General features: G+C 66.6%; 17 protein-coding genes and 1 riboswitch. Of the genes, 8 read left to right on the forward strand and 9 right to left on the reverse strand.

Going from position 1 to position 17042, the window contains the following annotated elements; all coding sequences use genetic code 11:
* Window positions 1-2: 2 nt before the first annotated feature.
* Genes QMZ05_RS15675 through QMZ05_RS15695 form a run of 5 tightly spaced genes read right to left on the reverse strand, consistent with a single transcriptional unit; the run spans window position 3 to window position 6445 of the window.
* On the reverse strand, window positions 3-632 hold the full coding sequence (locus QMZ05_RS15675; RefSeq protein WP_353701568.1) for a precorrin-8X methylmutase: 630 nt from the start codon (window positions 630-632) through the stop codon (window positions 3-5).
* The gene (gene cobG / locus QMZ05_RS15680; protein WP_353701569.1) at window positions 632-1795 is read right to left on the reverse strand and encodes a precorrin-3B synthase; all 1164 of its coding nucleotides are present in this window, start codon (window positions 1793-1795) and stop codon (window positions 632-634) included. Before cobG ends, QMZ05_RS15675 begins: the two co-directional genes overlap by 1 nt.
* Window positions 1792-5040 carry a cobaltochelatase subunit CobN gene (cobN, locus tag QMZ05_RS15685; RefSeq protein WP_353701570.1) on the reverse strand — a complete coding sequence of 1083 codons (3249 nt, stop codon included), beginning with the start codon at window positions 5038-5040 and terminating at the stop codon, window positions 1792-1794. The genes cobG and cobN overlap by 4 nt, the downstream gene beginning before the upstream one ends.
* Window positions 5040-6074, reverse strand: coding sequence for a cobalamin biosynthesis protein CobW (gene cobW / locus QMZ05_RS15690; RefSeq protein ID WP_353701571.1), 1035 nt, complete (start codon window positions 6072-6074; stop codon window positions 5040-5042). Before cobW ends, cobN begins: the two co-directional genes overlap by 1 nt.
* Window positions 6071-6445, reverse strand: coding sequence for a DUF1636 domain-containing protein (locus tag QMZ05_RS15695; RefSeq protein ID WP_353701572.1), 375 nt, complete (start codon window positions 6443-6445; stop codon window positions 6071-6073). The genes cobW and QMZ05_RS15695 overlap by 4 nt, the downstream gene beginning before the upstream one ends.
* Window positions 6446-6538: 93 nt before the next feature.
* A riboswitch (cobalamin riboswitch) is annotated at window positions 6539-6754 on the reverse strand.
* A 36-nt stretch (window positions 6755-6790) separates the two neighbouring features.
* Here QMZ05_RS15695 and cobO point away from each other — a divergent pair.
* Together cobO and QMZ05_RS15705 are read left to right on the forward strand one after the other, a co-directional pair.
* Window positions 6791-7444: a cob(I)yrinic acid a,c-diamide adenosyltransferase gene (cobO, locus tag QMZ05_RS15700; RefSeq protein ID WP_353701573.1), complete on the forward strand. Its 654-nt coding sequence runs from the start codon at window positions 6791-6793 to the stop codon at window positions 7442-7444.
* An 11-nt stretch (window positions 7445-7455) separates the two neighbouring features.
* Window positions 7456-8904 carry a cobyric acid synthase gene (locus tag QMZ05_RS15705; protein ID WP_353701574.1) on the forward strand — a complete coding sequence of 483 codons (1449 nt, stop codon included), beginning with the start codon at window positions 7456-7458 and terminating at the stop codon, window positions 8902-8904.
* 54 nt (window positions 8905-8958) lie between these two features.
* On the opposite strand, the gene cobD is transcribed toward QMZ05_RS15705, so the two are convergent.
* Both cobD and cbiB read right to left on the reverse strand, forming a co-directional pair.
* A complete protein-coding gene (gene cobD / locus QMZ05_RS15710; protein WP_353701575.1) occupies window positions 8959-9924 on the reverse strand; it encodes a threonine-phosphate decarboxylase CobD in 966 nt (321 codons plus the stop codon).
* A gap of 11 nt (window positions 9925-9935) precedes the next feature.
* Entirely contained in the window at window positions 9936-10859 is a 924-nt protein-coding gene (gene cbiB, locus QMZ05_RS15715) for an adenosylcobinamide-phosphate synthase CbiB (protein ID WP_353701597.1), read from the reverse strand.
* A gap of 169 nt (window positions 10860-11028) precedes the next feature.
* Between cbiB and cobU the strand changes: the two genes are divergently transcribed.
* The 6 genes from cobU (at window position 11029) to QMZ05_RS15745 (ending at window position 14633) form a co-directional block, all read left to right on the forward strand.
* Entirely contained in the window at window positions 11029-11532 is a 504-nt protein-coding gene (gene cobU, locus QMZ05_RS15720; protein WP_353701576.1) for a bifunctional adenosylcobinamide kinase/adenosylcobinamide-phosphate guanylyltransferase, read from the forward strand.
* Between the two features lie 31 nt (window positions 11533-11563).
* Window positions 11564-12196: a 5,6-dimethylbenzimidazole synthase gene (bluB, locus tag QMZ05_RS15725; RefSeq protein ID WP_353701577.1), complete on the forward strand. Its 633-nt coding sequence runs from the start codon at window positions 11564-11566 to the stop codon at window positions 12194-12196.
* The gene (locus QMZ05_RS15730) at window positions 12174-12518 is read left to right on the forward strand and encodes a hypothetical protein (RefSeq protein ID WP_353701578.1); all 345 of its coding nucleotides are present in this window, start codon (window positions 12174-12176) and stop codon (window positions 12516-12518) included. The genes bluB and QMZ05_RS15730 overlap by 23 nt, the downstream gene beginning before the upstream one ends.
* On the forward strand, window positions 12515-12706 hold the full coding sequence (locus QMZ05_RS15735) for a CbtB-domain containing protein (protein ID WP_021082128.1): 192 nt from the start codon (window positions 12515-12517) through the stop codon (window positions 12704-12706). The genes QMZ05_RS15730 and QMZ05_RS15735 overlap by 4 nt, the downstream gene beginning before the upstream one ends.
* A gap of 10 nt (window positions 12707-12716) precedes the next feature.
* Complete coding sequence (locus QMZ05_RS15740) at window positions 12717-13454, forward strand: CbtA family protein (protein WP_353701579.1); 738 nt, start codon at window positions 12717-12719, stop codon at window positions 13452-13454.
* Between the two features lie 132 nt (window positions 13455-13586).
* On the forward strand, window positions 13587-14633 hold the full coding sequence (locus QMZ05_RS15745; protein ID WP_353701580.1) for a LacI family DNA-binding transcriptional regulator: 1047 nt from the start codon (window positions 13587-13589) through the stop codon (window positions 14631-14633).
* A gap of 13 nt (window positions 14634-14646) precedes the next feature.
* On the opposite strand, the gene QMZ05_RS15750 is transcribed toward QMZ05_RS15745, so the two are convergent.
* Together QMZ05_RS15750 and QMZ05_RS15755 are read right to left on the reverse strand one after the other, a co-directional pair.
* On the reverse strand, window positions 14647-15057 hold the full coding sequence (locus tag QMZ05_RS15750; RefSeq protein WP_353701581.1) for a cupin domain-containing protein: 411 nt from the start codon (window positions 15055-15057) through the stop codon (window positions 14647-14649).
* Between the two features lie 191 nt (window positions 15058-15248).
* A complete protein-coding gene (locus QMZ05_RS15755) occupies window positions 15249-16880 on the reverse strand; it encodes an NAD(P)/FAD-dependent oxidoreductase (RefSeq protein WP_353701582.1) in 1632 nt (543 codons plus the stop codon).
* Window positions 16881-17042 lie beyond the last annotated feature (162 nt).

Consider the following 17042-nt stretch of genomic DNA (forward strand, 5'->3'; position numbering starts at 1 on the left):
CGCTATTCGCTCCAGCTCGCCAGCGCATTGACGGCGGCAACCGTGATCGCCGAGCCGCCGAGACGTCCCTCGACCGTCAGCGCCGGCACCGGCGGCTCGGCCATCAATGCCGCCTTGGACTCGGCGGCGCCGACGAAGCCGACCGGGCAGCCAATGATCGCCGCCGGCCTTGGGCAGTCGGCCTCCTCGAGCATGTTGAGCAGATGAAACAGCGCCGTCGGCGCGTTGCCGATCGCGACGATCGCCCCGGCCAGATGCGACCGCCACAACTCCAGCGCAGCGGCCGAGCGCGTGTTGCGCATCGATTGCGCGAGCGCGGGAACCCTGGCGTCACCGAGCGTGCAGATGACTTCGTTGCGGGCCGGCAGCCGCGCGCGCGTAATTCCCTCCGACACCATGCGCGCGTCGCAGAGGATCGGCGCGCCCTCCTGCAAGGCTGCTCGTGCGCGCGCGGCCATGCCGGGCGTGAAGCGAATATGGGCTTCCAGGCCCACCATGCCCGCGGCATGGATCATGCGCACCACCACCGGCTCCTCGTCGGGCGTGAAGCGCGCAAGGTTGGCCTCCGACCGGATGGTGGCAAAGGACTGGCGGTAGATCGCCGCGCCATCGGTCTCATAGACATGCGGCATCAATGGCCTCCCGTCAGCACGGAGGGATTTGCGATGATGCCGGCACCGGTCAGCCCGCGCAGGACAGGCGCATCATGCACCGTGCCGTGACGGATCAGATCAAAGCCTTCATGCGTAGCCACGAGGGTGACATCCGCAGTACCGGAATGGGCACAGCCCTTGGCGCAGCCGGAGACGTGAAGCCGGGCATCGGGTGGGATATGCCGTGCGAGCGCCGTTGCCAGCTTGCGCGTATCGGCATGCGCCTCGCCGCAGCGCGGCGCGCCGCTGCAGGCGATGACGCGGAGCGCCGGATCGTCCGCATCGGTGACGAGGTCCGCCCCACGGGGCATCTCATGCATTCCCTCCGCCAGCACCATCCGCCACGGCGTCACGCGCAGCGCCTGCGCGCACGCGGCGAGATGGCTGAGCATCTCGTGCGTCATTTGCCCGAAGGCCACGCCAACCATCGCACCGGCCGGAGTGAGGCCGGGCACAGGGCTTGCCGATCGAGCCACGGGCTCGGCGTCGCCGCGAAGAGACTCGGGCACGCTCGCGCCTCCTGCCAGATGCGCCGCCATTCGCCGCCTCTCACCCCGGGGTCCGCCGGATGCGACGAACCATTCAGCGAGCCCCAACGCGACCTGCACGGCCTCGCCCCGCGTGACGGAGAGCCCGAACTGCACGCCATCGGCACGCACCAGCAAGCCACCATTGCGATTGCGCTCGATCCTGACATCAGCCGATGCGCCAGCCAGCACCCGCGCGCTGCCGTCATCGATTGCGAAGCCGAACTTGGTTGGAAGATCGAGTGACGCGCTGGCGAGCGCCCGCTCAAGCTCGGCAGCGAGCGCGTGCGTGTCGTCACCGGCAGTCCAGAACGGCGTGACCAGAATGTTCCGTTGCGCTTCGGTTTCCGAATCTGCGTCCAGTAATCCGAGCTCGCCGAGCCCGTCGATCAAGGCCGGATAACCCTCTTCGCTGACGCCGCGGATCTGGAGATTGGCTCGGCTGGTCAGATCGATCAGGCCGTTGCCGTGTCGCGCGGATAGCTCAGCGATTCCCGCCGCCCGCGTCGCGTCCAGCCGTCCGCCGCGCGGGCGAATGCGCACCACGAGGCCATCGCCCGACTGCATCGGCCGCAGCGCGCCGGGGCACCAGCCCTTGATCGCGACCGCGCTCATGAGGCCTCCTGCAGTGCGGCTGCAATCGAATTGCGCCGCGTCTGCCAGAGCGAGGCGTCATGCAGCCGGGTGAAGCAGGTTTCGATCGCCGCCAGCGCCGCCGGATTCTCGCGCGCGATGAAGTCGCGAACCTCGTCATTGCCGAGCGTCGCGTCGTAATAGAGGTCGAACAGATGCGGCGGCACCGCGCCGGCAAGATGCGCGAACGCGGCCATGTGCTCCAGCGTTGCCGCGATCTCGGCGGCTCCGCGGAAGCCGTGGCGCATCATGCCCGCGATCCATGCCGGATTGGCGGCGCGCGCCCGCACCACCCGCGAGATCTCCTCGGTCAGCGATCGCGCATGCGGCTGATCCGGCCGCGTTGCATCGAGGTGATAGAGCGACGGGACTTTTGCGCCGAGGTGCTGGGTCGCCGCTGCAATGCCCGCTTCATGCGCGGCGTAGTCCGCCGCCAGCAGCAGATCAGTCTCCGGTAAATCCTGGGTATGAACAAAGCTGTCGGCAGCAGCGAGCCTTGCCTCGATACCGGCGCGATCAGGCCGGATCTCGCCATCGGACGCGATTGCCCAGGATGACGCCGACAGCCAGGCTTCGCCGGCCGCCTCGCGCGCCTCTGGTGTGAAGACATCCGGAATCGACGCAATGCCGGCGCCATAGTGCCCGGGGCGCGGACCGAACACGCGCGCGACGCGCTGCCGATAGGGATTCTCGTCCGCCTCCTCGCTGCGTTCGGACAGCGCCTCCGTCGCAGCTTCGAACAACTGCGCAAGACCCGCAAAGACGTCGCGGAACAATCCCGACACGCGCAGCGTCACGTCGATGCGGGGACGGCCGAGCTCCGCGGGCGCGATGATGTCGTAGCCCGACACCCGGCCCGATCCGTGATCCCAGCGCGGCGCGATGCCGGCAAGATGCAGGGCCATCGCAAAGTCCTCGCCCGCGGTGCGCATCGTCGATGAGCCCCAGAGGTCGACGACGAGCCCTTTTGGCCAATCGCCATGATCCTGCAAATGACGACGCAGCAGTTCCTCGGCGAGCTTCACGCCCTGCGCATGCGCAGACGGCGTCGGCACCGCGCGCGGATCGACCGCGAATAGATTGCGCCCGGTCGGCAGCACGTCGCTGCGCCCACGATAGGGCGAGCCCGACGGCCCCGGCGCGACACGCCGGCCGGCGAGTGCGTCGCGCAAGGCTGCCTTCTCCGCATCGCCGCAGACGCCCTGCCCGAACACATGGAGACCGTCGCCGAACTGGCTTTCCTTGAGATCGCAGACGAAGCGATCGATCTGCGGAATGGCCTCAGCCGCCGAGACCGACGCGGCGAGACCGAGATCGTCCTCCAGTCCGGCAATGCGCGCTTCCTCGCGGATCGCGGTAATCAGCCGCTGCCGCCGGGCCGGATCAAGACCGTCGGCGGTCGAATATTCATCGAGCAAACGCTCGAGCCGGCGCAACCCTTCCGGCACCGCTGCCTGCGCCAGCGGCGGCGGCAGATGGCCGATCGTCACGGCACCGATCCGGCGCTTGGCCTGCGCCGCCTCGCCGGGGTCGTTGACGATGAAGGGATAGACGACGGGCAGATCGCCGATCAGCGCTTCCGGCCAGCACGCCGATGACAGCGCAACCGATTTGCCGGGCAGCCATTCCAGCGTGCCATGCGCGCCCATGTGGACGACGGCGTCGAGGCCCTGCTGCCTGAGCCACAAATAGAACGCGACATAGGCATGGCGCGGCGTGCGCGAGAGATCGTGATAGTCGGCGTCGCGATGACTGGCCTCACCGCGCTCCGGCTGAACCGCGATGATCGACTTGCCGCACTGGATCGCGGCGAAATGAAACACGCCGTCACGGCAATCGGGATCATCCTCCGGCGCGCCCCATGCGCGCGCGAGATCGTCCTGAAGCTGCTGCGAGAGGCTGGAGAGCACCGCGCGATATTCGGCCACGTCCCATGTCAGCTTCCGGCGCAGGAGCACGTCGCCCAGCGACGCCGTCGGTTCAAGATCAAAACCCGCAGCCGCGAGATCGGTCAGCAAAACCCCGACCGAGGCAAGTGCATCGAGGCCGACGGCATGCGCGATCTGGTGTGGGCGGCCCGGATAGTTCGACAGCACGAGCGCAAGCTGCTTCTCGTGCGCCGGCTTGCCGGCAAGCCGGTGCCAGGCGGCGACCCGCGCGGCAATCGCCGCGACGCGTTCGGCGTCCGGCCGATGCGCAAGATGCGCGAATTGCAGATCCGGATCGCGCTCGCCGGGCGACTTGAAGCTTACGACACCAGTGAACAGGCGACCATCGACTTCCGGCAACACCACATGCATCGCGAGATCGCCGGGCGACAGGCCGCGCAACGACAGGGCCCAATCCTCGCGCCGCGCCGTGGACAGCGCGACCTGGAAAACCGGGCACGACACGGCATCGAACGGCGTCGTGCCGTCGTCACCGGCCGCGGAGAACGCAGTCGCGTTGACGATGGCGGCAGGCGGGCACTGCTCGAACTGAACGCGCAACCAGTCGGCAACGCCTGCCGCCCTCAACGAGGTGACGAAGACACCGTGGGCATCAAACCCCTTCGCGCGCAACGCATCGATCAATGCATCGACCGGAGCGGCGTCGCCGGCCGCGAGATAGGAACGATAGAACGTCACCAGCGCCCGCGGCCGGCCATCCGGCGCCGGCAGCGCAGCGATGGCGCCGCGACGGGAATCGTAGGCGCCGATCTCGGGAAGATCGATCTCACCGACCACAGGCCCGGCATAGAGCCCGGACGCCAGTGCCAATTGCGCGATCACGGCCTGCGCGGCAACGGGGCCGCCCTTGTCGCACAACACCTTCAGACGGCGCAGCGTCGAGACCGGCAAGGTCGAGAATTCATCCAGCCGCAAATCGTCGCGGCCATCCGCCGGCAGCACCACCAGAGCGATGTCGCGCTCCTTCGCCACCCGATGCACCGCTGACAGCCCGTAGGCCCAATAAGGTTCGCCGCCGATCAGCCGTACCAAAATGCCGCGCGCGTGCGACAGCGTCCGCTCGATATAGGTGTCGACCGACAGCGGATGGCGCAGTTCCGCGAGATTGGCGAGCCGCAGCGACGGCAATGCGGCGCGGCCGCGCCGCCAGCCGGCCGCGAACGCCGCGAGATCACTGTCGGAAAACGACAGCACCACGAGATCGGCCGGATCCTGGCCGAGGTCCCTTGGTGTCGCGGTCTCCTCAAGGCCGCGGCTCTCGCGGAAAACGACGTGCATCAGACACCAAGCCGTGCCCTGATGGCGGCTTCATCGATATCGCCGTGTTCGCCGATCACGACGAGCTTCGACTGTCTCGTCCGCGCGCCCCAGGGCATGTCGAACTGATGCCGCACCCGCTCGCCGACCGATTGCACCAGCAAGCGCATCGGCTTGCCTTCGACCGCGATGTAGCCCTTGGCGCGCAGCACGTTCTGCTCCCGCGCCAGGCCCTTGATCGAGGCGACCAGCGCATCGATGTCGACAATCTCCGGAAGATCGATCACCACCGAATTGAAATCGTCGTGCTCGTGCTCCTCTTCGCCGTCATGATGCGACGGCCGCGACGCGAGGTCATTTTCCGCCGCAGCTCCGAGCCCCAGGATCACGCGCGCGTCGATGGTGCCGTCGACGATGGGCAACATCGGCACCTCACGCGGCATCTCGGCCGCGATCACCTCCTTGGCCGCCTTGATCCCCTCCGCGCCGGCGAGATCGGCCTTGGTCAGCAGCACGATATCGGCGCAGGCGATCTGGTCCTCGAACACTTCGGACAGCGGCGTCTCGTGATCGAGATTGTCGTCGGCCGCGCGCTGCGCATCCACCGCGGCCGGATCCGGCGCAAAGCGGCCGGCTGCAACGGCTTCCGCATCGGCCAGCGCGATCACGCCGTCGACCGTGATCCGCGAACGAATCTCCGGCCAGTCGAACGCCTTGAGCAACGGCTTCGGCAGTGCGAGCCCCGAGGTCTCGATCACGATGTGATCGGGCTTCACCGGGCGCGCGAGCAACTGCTCCATCGCCGGGATGAAATCGTCGGCGACAGTGCAGCAGATGCAGCCATTGGCGAGCTCGACGATGTTCTCGGTCGGACAATTGGCATCGGCGCAGGATTTCAGGATGTCGCCGTCGACGCCTTCGCTGCCGAATTCATTCACCAGCACCGCGAGCTTCTTGCCGTTGGCGTTCCGGATCAGATGCTGGATCAGCGTCGTCTTGCCGGACCCGAGAAAGCCGGTCACGACGGTAACCGGAACCTTGGCGAGTGTAGTCATTCTGCGGCCTCCGGCACGACGGGAAGAGGTGGAATGCGGGCAAGCGATTGCTTGCGGAAGATTTCAGGACGGCTGCGCCACGGCACGATGCCGTCAGGTGCCGCCGCATAGGCGGAGGCGCCTGCGATCACATCCCCGGCATTGGCTTCGGACAGGCGCCCATAGACATAGGACCACCGGCCGGGCGCGCTGAGCGCGACCGAGCAGCCCTGGCTGCAAGCCGACAGGCATTCGACGGGAACCAGATCGACGCCATCGGGCACGCCGGCCTCGAGAAGCGCGGCATGCAGGCGCGCACCGGGCGCGACGTCACCTTCCGCCAACGTTTGGCCGGCGCGGCAGGTGATACAGACATGAAGGGTAACGCTCATCGGCCTTCCTGGATTGACAGCGGGAAGCGATGAGGCACACGAACCGATTGTGGATCGGCTCGTTCCCCGTCGCGGAACACCCCGTCCGCCGGTCTCACAACATGCTGCGCTGGCAGGTCTCCCGGCTTGCGGAGTAGGATTTCTCCTTTGATGCCCACCTTCCCGACTCCTTACGGAATCAGTGGCCTGGGCATCTCTCCGGTCACGGTCGCGGGGGCGGCTGCGTTTTGGGCCGACCTTGCGGTCTCAGCCCTATCGCATTCCCTGTTCGCCTGTCGTAGGACAGGAACCAACGCAGGCCCACCATTCGTCCAAGCCTCGCACTTGTCAAGCCGAAGGAACGTGATGATTTCTGATGGAAACGACGCTGAGGACGGCGCTGTCGGCACCGACCCATCGCTGGACGCGCGCCATGCCGACAAGATGGCGAAAAAGAAGGCCGCCCGGGATCGCATCATGGCGACCAAGAGCGGCGAAAAGGGTCTGATCATCGTTCATACCGGCGCCGGCAAAGGAAAATCGTCCTCCGCCTTCGGCATGATCGTCCGCTGCGTCGCGCACGGCTTTCCCTGTGCCGTGGTGCAATTCATCAAGGGGGCCTGGGATACCGGCGAGCGCCGGCTGCTCACCGGGCATTTCGGCGAGCTCTGTCAATTCCACGCGATGGGCGAAGGTTTTACCTGGGAGACCCAGGATCGCGCCCGCGATATCGCAGCAGCGCAAGCCGGGTGGGAAAAGGCCAAGCAGCTGATCGCAGATCCGAGCCTGCGCATGGTCGTGCTCGACGAGATCAACATCGCGCTGCGCTACGACTATCTCGCGGTCGCTGACGTCGTGGAATTCCTGACGACGTCGAAGCCGCCGATGACGCATGTCGTGCTCACCGGTCGCAACGCCAAGAAGGAGCTGATCGAGATTGCCGATCTCGTCACCGAGATGACATTGGTGAAGCATCCGTTCCGCTCCGGCATCAAGGCCCAGCCGGGCGTCGAATTCTGACAGACATCGCCATGGCGCGCGCATTGATGATCCAGGGAGCCGGCTCGGACGTGGGCAAATCGCTCATCGTCGCGGGGCTTGCGCGCGCCGCCACGCGGCGCGGCCTGCGCGTGCTGCCGTTCAAACCTCAGAACATGTCGAACAATGCGGCCGTGACCATCGATGGCGGCGAGATCGGACGCGCGCAGGCGTTGCAGGCGCTCGCCGCCGGCGTCGAGCCGCACACCGACATGAACCCGGTGCTGCTCAAGCCCGAAACCGATGTCGGCGCCCAGATCATCGTGCACGGCAAGCGGATCGCGACCGCCCGCGCGCGGGAATATGCCGGCATGAAGCCACAGCTGATGGGCGCAGTGCTGGAGAGTTTTGAGCGCCTGAAGGCGCGCGCAGACCTCGTGCTGGTCGAAGGCGCCGGCAGTCCCGCCGAGGTCAACCTGCGCAAGGCCGACATCGCCAATATGGGCTTTGCGCGCCGGGCCGACGTGCCCGTGGTGCTGGTCGGCGACATCGACCGCGGCGGCGTGATCGCGCAGCTCGTCGGCATCAAGACCGTGATCGATCCCGACGATGCCGCGATGATCCAGGGCTTCGTCATCAACAAATTCCGCGGCGATCCCTCGCTGTTCGACGACGGCTACCGCCTGATCGAGGACCGCACCGCGTGGCGCGGCTTTGGCGTGCTGCCCTGGTTCGCTCGCGCCGGCGAATTACCGGCCGAAGACGCGCTCGGGCTCGGCGACGCGCGCAAGCCCGGCCAGTGCAAGATCGCGTTTCTGGCCCTGTCGCGGATTGCGAATTTCGACGACCTCGATCCGCTGAAGCTCGAACCCGGCGTCGATCTGGTGATGGTCCGTCCGGGCGAAGCCATCCCCGGTGATGCCAGGCTCGTCATCCTGCCCGGCTCGAAATCGACCCGCGGCGACCTCGCCTTCCTGCGCGCGCAGGGCTGGGACATCGATCTCCTGGCGCATCATCGCCGCGGCGGGCACGTGCTCGGCCTGTGCGGCGGATACCAGATGCTCGGACAAGCGGTCGCCGATCCCGATGGGATCGAGGGTCCCGCGGGCGAAACGCGCGGGCTCGGGCTGCTCGATGTCACCACCACCATGACCGAGCAGAAGACGCTGACCCGCGTCAGCGCCGTGCATGCTGCGACCGGTCAGCCGATCAGCGCCTACGAAATCCACATCGGACGCACCGACGGCCCGGATCGCGTCCGGCCGTTTTCAATACTTGACGGCTCGCCGGAAGGTGCCATGTCGCCTGACGGACGCGTTCACGGCAGCTATCTGCACGGCCTGTTCACGTCGGACGAATTTCGTAAGGCCTTCCTTGCGCAGCTCGATATCCCTGCGGCGGATCAGCCTTACGGCGCCAGGGTCGAGAGCGCGCTCGACGCGCTTGCCGAGCACATCGAGACCCATCTCGATGTCGACGGCCTGCTCGCGCTGGCGCGCTAAGGGCGTTTCGAGCGAAGTCGACACCAGTTCGCGTGAAGAAAACGCGTCAAGAAATCAGCGCGACAACACGGCGGAAAGCCGGGACCATTCAGCCTCATTGCCGGGCAGACCGAGGCGCAGCCATCCCGGCTTGTGCTGGAAGACGCGCGACCAGATCCGTCCGCGGGCAAGCGTCTCCTGCGCGGCGAGCGCATCGCCGGTCTCGTAAAGCCGGAACAGCGGCGTGCCGCCGACCAGCGTCCAACCCCGCGATTGCGCCGCCGCGTCGAGCTTGACGCAGTCGTCCGCCAGCCGTGCGGTCGTTGCCCTCGCCCAGTCGTGGTCGAGCAAGGCCCGCCGCCCGATCGCGATCGCGGCCCCCGAAACCGGCCATGGCCCGGTCATTGCGGAGAGCGCGGCGATATCAGCTGCGCCGCCAACAGCGAAGCCGAGCCGCAAGCCGGCAAGCCCGTAAAACTTGCCGAATGAGCGCAGGATCACGAGCCCCGCGCGTCCTGCTTCTGCTGCAAGCGAGATGCCGGGTACGGCGTCCGCAAAACTCTCGTCGATCACGAGCCGGCCAACACGTGGCAACAGCGCAAGCAGTTCGTCCCGATCATGGCGTCTTCCGTCGGGGTTGTTCGGATTGACGACGACGGCAACATCGGCTCCCGCAAGCGCCGCAACCTCGGACACCTCGGCAACCTCCCAGCCCGCCGCCGACAACACGCCGGCATACTCATTATATGTGGGCGCCAGGATGCGCGCTCGCCCGCGCGACGCCAGACTAGGCAGCAACTGAATGGCGGCCTGCGCACCGCCCATCGCCACGATCGGCGCACTGGTAGCGTAGGCCCGCCGCGCCGCGTCGTGCAGGGATTCGATTTCGGATCGCGACGGCAACACGCTCCATTGCCGCGCCTCCACACTGACGTCTGGATAAGGCACGCGATTGATCCCGGTCGACAGATCAATCCAGTCTTCCGCTGCGCCGCCGTAGCGTTGCTGGGCGACGTCGAGATTCCCGCCATGCTCACGCATGCGCCGCTCCTTCACGCCAGCGCCAGGGCCACGAAGGCCGCGGCCAGCAGCATCATGGCGTAACGATAGAGTTTCAGCCCGGTGAGGACGTCAGCAGCAGCCGGATCGCGCGCACCCTCGTTCAGCCAAGGCTCGTGCGCGACGCTGCCGTGATAGATGCGCGGCCCGCTGAGCCGGACGCCGAGCGCGCCGGCCATCGCCGCTTCCGGCCACCCGGCATTGGGCGAGCGATGCCGATGCGCATCGCGCAGCATGCATGACCACGCCTGCGAGCGGTTTGGCGCGAGCAGCACGAACAAGACAGCGGTCAGCCGCGCCGGAATGAGATTGGCAACATCGTCGATCCGCGCCGCGGCCCAGCCAAAGGCTTCGTGCCGCTCGGTGCGATGGCCGATCATGGAGTCCAGCGTGTTGATCGCCTTGTAGCCGAGGATTCCCGGCAACCCGAACAGCGCGCCCCAGAACACCGGCGCCACGATGCCGTCGGATGCATTCTCGGCAAGGCTCTCGATGGTCGCGCGCGCGATGCCGGCGTCATCGAGCGTGGCCGGATCGCGCCCGACAATCTGCGCGACTGCTGAACGCGCGGCCGCGATGTCGCCAGAGACAAGCGGATGGGCCACCGCGGCGACATGGTCATGCAGTGAGCGCAGCGCCACCAGCGGCCATGCCAGCATACCGACAACAACGACATGCAGCCATCCGGATGCGAGCGCGGACTGAACGACCCAGCCCAGCGCCGTCGCCAGCGCGATCACCAGCACGGCCGCCGCAACACCGGCGGTGCGACGCAGCGCCGGAGGATCGGAGGCCCGGTTCCAGCTGGTATCGAGGAAATGGATCAAGCGGCCGAGCCAGGTCACGGGATGACCGATGCGGGCAAACAGCCACGCCGGCCAGCCGATCAAGGCATCCACAGCCATCGCCACCGCCATCGCTCCCGCAAATCCCACTTGACCCTCTCCTCGCCGCGATCCCCCTGATGCGCAAGACATCGAGCGAGCGCAAGCCCTCCGCGGGCGGATTTCGGCTTTGTATTTTACCGCGATTGGTGGTTAGAGCGTTTTCGAGCGAAGCGGGTCCCGGTTCGCAACAGGAGACCATATGACCGTCATTCTGATCACCGGCGGAGCCCGGTCCGGAAAGAGCCGGCGCGCCGAACTTCGCGCGCGCAGCTTTCCAGGTCAGCCGGTCTATGTTGCGACCGCCGAAGCACTCGATGCTGAAATGGACGAACGGATCGCCGGGCATCGCGCACGGCGCGGCGGCGACTGGATCGAACGCGAGGTGCCGCTCGATCTGGTTGACGTGCTGTCCGAGACCGATCGTGCCGGCGCCAGGCTGGTGGATTGCCTGACGCTGTGGCTGTCCAACCTGCTGCATGCGGAGCGCGACTGGTCGCAGGAGGTGACGCGCCTTGCGCAGGCGTTGCCGCGCCAGCACAGCCCGGTCATCCTGGTCACCAACGAGGTCGGCCTCGGCATCGTGCCCGACAACGCACTGGCGCGAACTTTTCGCGACGCCGCCGGCCTCATGAACCAGACCATCGCAGGTGTGGCTGAGGAAGTGGAATTCGTCGTGGCAGGCTTGCCGATGAAGCTCAAATGATGTCCGCTATCGAGCGGATCAAGGCCCCGCGATGATCTCATTCGACGATACGTTTCGCCGGCAACTGCATGAGCTGTTCGTGTGGCGGCGCGACGTGCGGCGCTTCCGGACCGATCCACTGCCGGATGGGTCAATCGAGCGGCTGATCGAGATCGCCTGCCTGTCGCCTTCGGTGGGATTGAGCCAGCCCTGGCGGTTCGTCATCGTCAACGACGCAGCACGGCGCCGTGCTGTGATCGAGGACTTCAAGGCCTGCAACGCTGACGCCCTGCGCTCCTATTCCGGCGAGCGTGCCGCAAAATACGCATCACTGAAGCTATCGGGCCTCGAAGAGGCGCCGGGCCATCTCGCCGTGTTTGCCGACAAGAGCGACCAGATCGGCGCCGGTCTCGGCCGCGCGACGATGCCGGAGACATCCGAATATTCCGTGGTGGCCGCGATCTGCTCGATGTGGCTTGCCGCACGTGCCGAAGGTATCGGACTCGGCTGGGTATCGATCCTCAATCCGGGCCGCGTTCGTGAGATCCTGGAGCTACCGGACGGCTGGAAGTTTATCGGCTACCTCTGCATCGGCTACCCCCAGGCAGAGTGCGACCGTCCCGAGCTCGAGCAGGCCAAGTGGGAATCGCGGCGAGGTCCCGGTGAATTCACCATCCGGCGCTGACCAATCTCCGGCCGGCAGCGGCGCTGCGAACAGCTCCGCCCACTGGCGCGCCGACATCGCCTCGCTGGCGTTTCCCATCCCGGAGCACCAAGCGATCTGCGCGGTGCATCGGGGCGCGTTTCGGACTCTGCTCGGCGCAGAGCCGGTGCCGGAGGCCTGCCTCGGCTATTTCGAGCGCCATACAGACGCATTCAGGGCCGCGGCTCACGCCAAGATCCTGCGCAAGCGCATCCCTGTTGGAACAAATCTGCATCTTACCAGTCGCGACATCGCCCGAAAGCTGCTAGAAGCCGACCAAATCGAACGTGGAGAACGATCATGAGCCAGTCCCAGACCGCGCAAGCCCAGCATCTGCCGGTCGCCACCCGACAGGTCGGCAGGCTTGCCCAGTCCCTGATGGCGATGACGCTCGGCCTGTTCATCGTCGGCGTGGTCGGCTTCTCGCACATCGACGTGATCCACAACGCCGCGCACGATGTGCGCCACTCCAACGCATTCCCCTGCCACTGACCTCGTCGGCATGAGCACGTTTCGCTCGATCGTCTTCTCGTCGGTCATCGCGGGTTTCATCGTCGGCCTGATCGTCACCGCGGCCCAGCAGTTCGGCACCGTTCCCCTGATCCTCAGGGCCGAGGTCTATGAGAAGGCGGCCGAGCACAAGCACGAAGCCTCAGCGCAGCCGCAGGCCATCCTCGTCCACGATCATGCCGATCATGATCACGGCGCCGAGGCCTGGGAGCCGAAGGACGGGCTGGAGCGCAATCTCTATACGGCCGGCGCGAACATCCTGACTGCGATCGGTTTTGCGCTTCTGCTCTGCGGCTTCCTTGCGGTCCGCAGTGGCGCGACCGGCGAGCCGATCTCGTGGCACGAAGGCCTGATGTGGGGCCTCGCGGGTTTTGCTGTTTTCACAATTGCGCCGGGCCTTGGGCTGCCGCCTGAACTGCCCGGCGTGCCTGCTGCCCCGCTGCTGTCGCGCCAGATCTGGTGGACGATTGCGGTGCTGGCGACAGCAGCCGGCCTCGGGCTGATCGTGTTCCGCCGCTCGATGCCGGCCGCCGTCGCGGGCGTGGTCCTGATCATGCTGCCGCATCTGATCGGCGCGCCGGAGCTCGAGCATGTCGAGACCAACGTGCCGTCGTCGCTGTCGCATCAGTTCGTGGTCGCGGTCACGCTGACCAGCCTGGTGTTCTGGTCGCTGCTGGGCAGCCTGACCAGCGCCGCGTTCGCCTATTTCGACCGGCCCGCGTCGGCTTAAGCGCCGCAACCGCAGCGACAGGAATCATTTGAGATTCGTGGCCGAGCCTGATTAGGATCGGCTACGTCGTCCGCACGCGCCGCAATCGCCGCGCCTGCCTACGGCAACGCCGAACCGACAGGACCACCACGAATGACAAAGGCGCGACGGACACGACCGACGATTCGTGACGTCGCGGCGGAGGCCGGCGTCTCCGTCTCAAGCGTCAGCCGCACGCTCAACGGCGGCATCTACACCAGCGCGGAGCTGCATGCCCGCATCATGCGCGCGGTGAAGCGTCTCGGCTTCGAGCCCGACCAGGCAGCGCAGGCGCTGCGCTCGCGGGCCTCCAACACGATCGGCTGCATGGTGGCCGATTTCTCCAATCCGCACTACACCGGCATGGTGAGCGCGGCGGAGGAGGAATTCCAGCGCGCCGGCTTCCTCCTGATGCTGGCCGCGACCAAGCATGAGGAGGCGCGCGAGGCCGCGTTCCTGTCGGCGGTGCGGCGCCGCCAGATGGATGGATTGCTGCTGTTCGCCGGCGACAATTCGCACAAGGATTTCATGAAGGGGCTCGCGACGCTCGACCTGCCCTGCGTCACCGTCGACCGTGAGGTCCCGGGCAGCGTCCCGGTTCGCGTCGATCACCGCGGCGGCGCGCTGGAGGCGACGCGCTATCTGATCGGGCTCGGCCATCGCCGGATCGCATTGCTGACCGGCAGCGCCGCGGTGCTGCCGAGCTCGGAACGGCTCGCAGGCTACCGGCAGGCGCATCAGGAAGCCAAGATCGAGGTCGATCCCGGCCTGATCCGCCCGCATATGCAGGGCGCCAACACCGCGTTCAGCTCGGTGTGCCAGCTCTTGCAAATGACAAAACCGCCGACCGCGATCATCTCGCTCGGCACCAGCATGCTGGCCGAAGTGCTGGAGGCGATCACCAGCAACGGCCTGCGCTACCCGCAGGACGTCTCGATCGTGTGCAGCGGCGACACCGATCTCGCCCGCCATGCGACGCCCGCGATCTCAGCCTTGAGCTGGGACATGAACGAGGTCGGCCGCACCGCCGCGCGGCTGTTGCTGGAGCGGATCCGCGACGACGACAAGCCCGCCGGCAGCGCGCCGGTGTTCCTGCCGACGCGCCTGATCCTGCGCCACTCCTGCGCCGCGCCGGCGACGCCCGCGCGGGGACGAAAGTAGCGTCGCGCGCCGATCAATCAGCCTGCGGCGTCGCCGCGTATTGCGCGTCGGAGACGTGCTCCATCCAGGTCGCGTAGTCGCCGTCGAGCGCTTCGTGGATCGCGATGTGGCTCATGCCCGTGGTTGGCGCCGCACCGTGCCAATGCTTCTCGCCCGGTGGAATCCATACCACATCGCCCGGACGGATCACGCGGATCGGGCCGTCCCAGCTCTGCACATATCCCGCGCCGGCAGTGACGTAGAGCGTCTGGCCGAGCGGATGGGTGTGCCAGGCCGTGCGCGCCCCCGGCTCGAACGTGACCCGGGCGGCCTGCACCCGCGCCGGTGCGGGTGCATTGACGATCGAGTCAGCCCATACTGTGCCGCTGAACCACTCGGCGTTGCCGCGCCGGCTTGCAACCGATCCTGATCGCTTGATCTCCATCTGTGATCCTCCAATTCTTCTCAAATCTGGAAACGGTTCCAACCATATCGTCATTGCGAGCCAACGGGTCGCGCGAACGCGCGCCCGATGACAGGCTCCGCGAAGCAATCCATTGTTCCGCATATGCCTCGCGATGGATTGCTTCGCTCCGCTCGCAATGACGCAGAGAGACAGCGCCCGCAAGGCTCGCCTCAGCGCAACTCAAAACCCTCGTAACCACGTTGCGCGATCTGCGCGATGCGGTGGCGATAGCCCTGGCCGACATAGGGCATGAACACCCGCGGCTTGCCCGCGATGTTGGCGCCCTGGTACCAGGAATTGGCTTTCGGATAGAGTGTGCGGCTGGCAGCATCCGCGACATGCGCCATCCAGGCGCGCTCGGCATCGCGATCCGGCTCGATCCGAGTCTGCCCCTTGGCGCGCATGCTGCCAAGGCAGGCCGCGATCCACTCGACATGGTTCTCGCAGGCGTGGATCACGTTGCCGATGACCGACGGGCTCCCCGGCCCGGTCACGACGAACAGGTTCGGAAAGCCCGACACCATCAGGCCGAGATAGGCGCTGGGCCCATCGGCCCAGGCCTCCTTCAAGGTCGCACCGTCGCGGCCGCGGATTTGCATTGCAGCGAGCGCTCCGGTCATCGCGTCATAGCCGGTCGCCAGCACCAGCGCATCGAGCACGAAGGACCGTGTCGCGGTCTCGAGGCTGGTCTCGGTGACCGCCGTCAGCGGCTCCGCGCGCACATCGACCAGCTCGACATGCGGCAGATTGTAGGTGGCAAAATAACCGGTATCGATGCAGATGCGCTTGACGCCGAGCGGATAATCCTTCGGCGACAGCGCCTCAGCCGTCGACGCGTCGTTGACGATGCCGCGGATCTTGTCCCGCACGAAGTCGCAGGCGACGTCGTTGACGGCCTCGTCGGTCAGGATGTTCGGGAACGCGGTCAGGATGCCGCCGCCGCCCTGCTCCCACAGCTGTTCATAGCGCGCCCATTGCACGTCGCGGTCGGGCACCGCAGCGTCGAATGCGTTGGCGGGCACCCGCCCGAATTCCGGCGTCTCGAGGCTCTCGCGATATTTCGCGATCAACGGCTCGGCGGCCGCGACATCGGTGTCGGACAACGGCGCATTGCGTGCAGGCACCGAGTAGTTCGGCGTGCGTTGGAACACGGTCAGGCGGCTTGCCGCCTTGGCGACCATCGGGATCGTCTGCACGCCCGACGAGCCGGTGCCGATCACCGCAACGCGCAAGCCGGAAAAGTCGACCTGCTCATGCGGCCACTGCCCGGTGTGATAGACCGGCCCGCCGAAGCGCTCGAGTCCCGGCAGCTTCGGCTTGTTGGGCACCGAGAGATTGCCGGTCGCCATCACGCAAGTTGATGCGACGATGCAATCGCCGCGATCGGTGCGCACGGTCCAGCTCTCGCCGGCCTCGTCCCAGTCGGCGCTGGTCACGCGGGTGTCGAAGCGGATCAAAGAGCGCAGCTCGAACCGGTCGACGACATGCTGCGCATAGCGCAGGATCTCCGGCTGCGCGGCGTATTTCTCGCTCCAGCGCCATTCCTGCCGCAGCTCCTCCGACCAGGTGTAGGAATAGAACAGGCTCGGAATGTCGCAGCGCGCGCCGGGATAGCGATTCCAGTACCAGGTGCCGCCGACGTCGGACGCCGCCTCGATGCCGATCACCTTGAGTCCGAGCTCGCGCAACCGATAGATCGCATACAGCCCGCCGAAGCCGGCTCCAACCACGACGGCATCGCATTCGGCAACCAGCGGCGGCCTCGCGCCATGGTCCGGGCTCGTCTGCTCCAGTCTGCTCATTTGTCACATCTCTCCGGCCGCAGGGAATATTGCCATCGGTGGGAACACGCGCTAGTCTGGAAACGTTTCCAGACCGGGAGCGCATACGATAATTGTCGCCGGGCGTCAACGCGCAGGCCCTCCGGCCCGCGAACGTCACAAGGTGGTCAGCGAATAATCAGG

Origin of the sequence: Bradyrhizobium sp. INPA03-11B (genome assembly GCF_040446015.1) — a bacterium.
Taxonomy (GTDB): Bacteria; Pseudomonadota; Alphaproteobacteria; order Rhizobiales; family Xanthobacteraceae; genus Bradyrhizobium; species Bradyrhizobium macuxiense_A.